The sequence below is a fragment of the Nostoc sp. genome (assembly GCF_036919495.1).
Taxonomy (GTDB): domain Bacteria; phylum Cyanobacteriota; class Cyanobacteriia; order Cyanobacteriales; family Nostocaceae; genus Nostoc.
On record NZ_JBALBZ010000019.1, the window covers coordinates 1 to 4,929 of the forward strand.

Below are 4,929 nucleotides of genomic sequence, written 5' to 3' on the forward strand. Positions count from 1 at the left end.
TTTATTCATTAACCACCAATTCTCATTCGATATTTTTTCCCATCTATTCTGTATGAAGAAATATCATCTAAAAACACCCAAAGTCAACACCCTAGGTTCAGAGTCATTTACATATACAGTACCTGAAAAAGCTGCGGTAACATTCAAGTGGCGTTCCTAATAAATAAGGATTAGATCGGTATTGAGCCTATAGCCGTGTGAAAACCCACATTCTGAGTCGGAAAACTCTTTCAATGGTGTTGGCTTAATAACGCTACAAACTTATGAAATCTTGTACTTAGTGCCCGTTTCTGGTTTTTTTACAGCTTAATTCTTTAAAGGAGCCAATTATCAACTATGTCAGTGCAAACATATACCGTACAACCAGGAGACACGCTATCAAAGATAGCCGAAAAAGTTTATGGAGATGGCAATAGGTGGCAGCTTATTTATGAAGCGAATCGCAATGTAATTGGAGATAATCCCGAACAGATTCAAGTTGAAATGGTACTTGTTATTCCCGGGCAATCTGATAATGGGGGCGGTGGTGCTAACATTTGGCAGCTTCAAGATAGTTGGATTGGAAATCAGTTCATCAACGGAAATGAAAAAGGTGACAAATGGAGTTTTTTCGACCAGGATGACCCAACCCACGGTTATGTAAAATACGGGAAGTGGGACGAACTCATCAACATTGTCGATGGAAACAAAATTAAAATCGACGTTGAATCGGAGGGCTACAACCCTGAAGAAAAACGTCAAAGAAAGGCAATCCGCATTTATACAGATAAAAAGTATAATGGAGGGCTGTTCATTATCGATTTAGACCACATACCTGAAGGAATGGCGGTATGGCCAGCAATATGGCTAGTTGGAACTGGAGCTACATGGCCTGAGAAAGGAGAAATCGACATCATCGAAGGAGTCAACTCGACACCCTCTGCGAACAACAGCAACCAGTCAACATTGCACACCAGAAACGGATGTGTCCAGAACATCCCAAATATTTTGAATCCCGACTGCAACGCCAACAACGCTTTCACGGGATGTGGCATCATGGGACCCGAAAACTCTTTCGGCCACGGATTCAACGAGAACGGTGGCGGAGCATACGCTTGCGAGTGGGTTTACGACCAGACAATCAAAATTTGGTTTTGGAAGCGTGCTGACATCCCTGCGAATGTGCTTGGAGATTCACCTGACCCGAATACATGGGGAAACCCTTACGTCAGCTTCAATTCGTGTCCCGGATATTTCAAAGACATGGAGATGGTCATCAATACGACCTTGTGCGGAGACTGGGCGGGTAATGTTTTCCCTGGAGGATTAGGAGAATGTGGTGGCTACCTTTGGGACACAAAAAATAATCCCAAATTACGAGACGCATATTTCCTCATCCGAAGTGTAAGAATCTTCACGTAAAAAACAAACTAATCGTTTGATTCAATCGGTCTCAGAGTTTTTCGTTCACACAACATAACTTCTTAGAGTAGAAGGAATTTCAAATGGTAATCCTGTAATTGCTACGGTTTTGCTGCTTCCAACGACACCCAAAGTACAGTGAAAAACTTTATTAAGAGAAGAAACTAATGGCTGATAACAACAAAACTCTTGTTGCCTATTTCCAGAGCTGGTCTGAAAAGTGGAGCGACGATCCCAAAAAACTGCAACTGGCTAACATAGCGCCTTATGTAAATATGGTGATTGTGTCTTTCCTAAAACCAGATGCAACCTACGAGGGTGGCAATAAACTATCAGGTACAGGGCTTGATTTCAGTGTAGACGGTGTGGTGGTAAAAGACGCGATCGCCTATCTCAAAAGCAAAAATCCTAACACAAAGGTGTTAGTGGCAGTAGGTGGAGCTACTTATCAGAATTTTGCGGCTTTAAATACTAAGGCGATCGCAGATGTGGTCAAAGATTTTGGATTTGATGGTGTAGATATTGACTACGAACCTTTTAATAACGGTCAGTGTTCATCTACAAACGGTCAAGTTACCTGCACAACAGATGATGAATACCGTCGGATTGTCAACGAAATTCGCCAAGCACTACCCAGACCATACTTAGTCACCGTAGCAGCTTGGAGTGTTGGTGCTTATGGTGAAGGGCAATGGACAGATGCTAAACCGAAAGCTGCCCTAACAGGTTTGTTGCTCAACTTGTTGCGATCGCCTGAAGCTGGGTACATTGACCAACTCAACGTCATGTCCTACGATGCAAGCCCTGAATATGACCCAAAAGTTGCCCTAACTGCTTATCAGAATTATTTCAAGGGGAACATTGTTATGGGTGTTGAAGTACCACCAGAAGGATGGGGCGGACATGTTTATACCATACCGGAAGTTCGTAATTTGGCACAGGCGGTTGTTGACTCGAACGCGGCTGGAATGATGCTATGGAGTTTACAAAAGCAGCCAGAAGGAACGCCAACTGACACCAGTCCAAACGCTCAAATTATGGCACAAGCGATATGTCAAACTTTGTCACTCGGTAATTGTGAGCAACCACTTTTTCAACTCTAAGTTCTCTACAAAGATGGCAATTTATAGCATTTAATTTACGATGCTAATCCCAATGTCATCGAACCCGACCCTAACTAAAAGGCATCTCTGTGAAACCCGCCCGTACAGAAGTCAGGAGATAGGTGGTTGTGTTCAACTCATTTGAGAATCGCTATATGTTAAGCATCTAGAAAGACGGATATAGCGATTAATACTTTGAAGTAGTTGTTTGGAGTTCATTTATGTCTTGTACACTCGGTAATTCATATATTGTCAAGTCGGGAGACACGCTTTTTATCATTTCCCAACAACAATTAGGTGATGGTGAACGCTGGCATGAGATTCTCAAACCAGATGGCATCCCATTTACAGATGGGGATGCTTCTAATTTGCAAGTGGGTCAAGAAATATGCATTCCAGGGTCTACTCCTTTACCTCCTCCCTCCGGGAAGCAAATAAATTTAGAAGCCAGATTTTACAGTATGGAGGAAACGAATTGCCATCTACCTGCCTCCGGCGTGCATGGGGTAACATTGCAAGCAGCACTTGCTCTTCAATTGCAATCACAATGCCAAGGTGAAAGCGTTGGACGTTTACAGTGTGCAGTAGACCCAAATGTGATTCCCCTGTTAACAAATTTTACCTTGGTGCTTTGGGATGGTAGGCAAGTTCCTGCCGCTGCCCTAGATATCGGTACGGCAATTATCGGTCAAAAGATTGACATTTTTGTTGATAGCGTTGAAGAAGCAATCAATCTAGGTGTCCAGTCTGTTACAGCAATTTTGTAATTTAATTTTTGGAGTTGATTTATGTCTTGTACAATCGGTAGTTCATATATTGTTAAGTCTGGAGACACGCTTTTTGTTATTGCCCAACAACAATTAGGTGATGGCAACCGTTGGTATGAACTCAAAAAACCAGATGGCACTTCCTTAACAGACGCGGATGTGGCAAATTTACAGATAGGTCAAGAAATCTGCATTCCTAACGGGTCTGTCACTCCACCACCACCACCCCTTCCCCCAACGGGCGGTTTCGCAGGTATTGTATCGCAGCAAACCTTCGAGGCTCTATTCCCAAACCGAAATGGTTTTTACTCCTACAACGGTCTAGTGACCGCCACGCAGAAATACCCAAGCTTCTGCAATGAAGGATCGGACGAAGAATGCAGACGTGAGGCGGCTGCCTTCCTAGCAAATGTTGCCCAAGAGACGGGTTTTTTACAATACATTGAGGAACTGAACACAGCAGTATGGGGTAGCTATTGCGATTCTACAACCTATCCGTGTGTGCCGGGTAAAACCTATCACGGTCGCGGACCGATCCAGTTGTCGTGGAACTACAACTATGCTACATGTGGGGCGGCTCTTGGTATTGATCTGCTCAATAACCCTGATTTGGTCTCAACAGATAGCGCTATTTCCTTCATGACCGCCCTGTGGTTCTGGATGACATCGTGCCACAATGCTATCCGCAACCCCGGTTTCGGCATGACAATCTCCATCATCAATGGTGGCATCGAATGTGGACCGAATGCGTCCCCACAAGGCAGACAAGAAGCCCAAAATCGAATCAATTTTTATCTGGATTTTTGCCAGAGGTTGGGAGTTTCACCGGGCGAAAATCTTTCCTGCTAGGTCGTCAAACATTTTTCTTATGGGAGTTATAACCATGTGCAACCAGTGCGACCACATCGTTTGTTTACCTAAAATGCTACCTCGCAACCAATGGGTAGCTGCCGCTCAAATTGCAGCCAAGATTAACCCAGTCAATCATCCACCAATCGAACGCTTGATGCTAGTGATGCCAGGGTTCATTCCAGAACCAGAGCATATTGCAGTTTTAACTACAAAATACTGGGGAGCGGGTGGAGTGTATTTGACCGTAGGCTTTCTAGATGATGCTCCCGCTGATTTGAGAGGGCGTATCCTATGGCACATGAATGCTTGGAGTGCGACGGCGAATGTTCAGTTCGTGGAAACCAATACAGATCCACAAGTGCGGATTGCTCGAACACAAGGAAGCGGATATTGGTCATACCTGGGAACAGATATTCTTTCTATTTCTGCCGACCAACCGACGATGAATCTTGACTCGTTCACTATGGATACGCCCGACTCAGAGTTTTACCGAGTAGTGCGCCATGAAACTGGACACACACTGGGCTTTCCACATGAGCACATGCGGAGAGAATTAGTAGATCGTATTGATCCAGATAAAGCAATTCCTTTCTTTGCACAAAACTAGGGGTGGTCCTCAGACCAGGTTCGTCAACAGGTTTTAACACCGATCGAAGAATCATCGCTGTTGGGCACTCCCCATGCCGATTCTAACTCCATCATGTGTTACCAGCTAGGGTGTTGACTTTGGGTGTTTTTAGATGATATTTCTTCATACAGAATAGATGGGAAAAAATATCGAATGAGAATTGGTGGTTAATGAATAA

At 44.0% G+C, this 4,929-nt stretch carries 5 protein-coding genes; all 5 read left to right on the plus strand.

Annotated elements, in window-relative coordinates:
• Window positions 1-336 precede the first annotated feature (336 nt).
• The 5 genes from V7K25_RS02010 to V7K25_RS02030 all read left to right on the plus strand — a co-directional run bounded on the left by V7K25_RS02010 (window position 337) and on the right by V7K25_RS02030 (window position 4,730).
• On the plus strand, window positions 337-1,401 hold the full coding sequence (locus V7K25_RS02010) for a LysM peptidoglycan-binding domain-containing protein (RefSeq protein ID WP_335154601.1): 1,065 nt from the start codon (window positions 337-339) through the stop codon (window positions 1,399-1,401).
• 167 nt (window positions 1,402-1,568) lie between these two features.
• On the plus strand, window positions 1,569-2,504 hold the full coding sequence (locus V7K25_RS02015; RefSeq protein WP_335154603.1) for a glycoside hydrolase family 18 protein: 936 nt from the start codon (window positions 1,569-1,571) through the stop codon (window positions 2,502-2,504).
• A gap of 221 nt (window positions 2,505-2,725) precedes the next feature.
• Window positions 2,726-3,271, plus strand: coding sequence for a 3D domain-containing protein (locus V7K25_RS02020; RefSeq protein ID WP_335154605.1), 546 nt, complete (start codon window positions 2,726-2,728; stop codon window positions 3,269-3,271).
• A gap of 21 nt (window positions 3,272-3,292) precedes the next feature.
• Window positions 3,293-4,120, plus strand: coding sequence for a glycoside hydrolase family 19 protein (locus V7K25_RS02025; RefSeq protein ID WP_335154607.1), 828 nt, complete (start codon window positions 3,293-3,295; stop codon window positions 4,118-4,120).
• A 34-nt stretch (window positions 4,121-4,154) separates the two neighbouring features.
• Complete coding sequence (locus tag V7K25_RS02030; protein ID WP_335154609.1) at window positions 4,155-4,730, plus strand: M12 family metallopeptidase; 576 nt, start codon at window positions 4,155-4,157, stop codon at window positions 4,728-4,730.
• Window positions 4,731-4,929 lie beyond the last annotated feature (199 nt).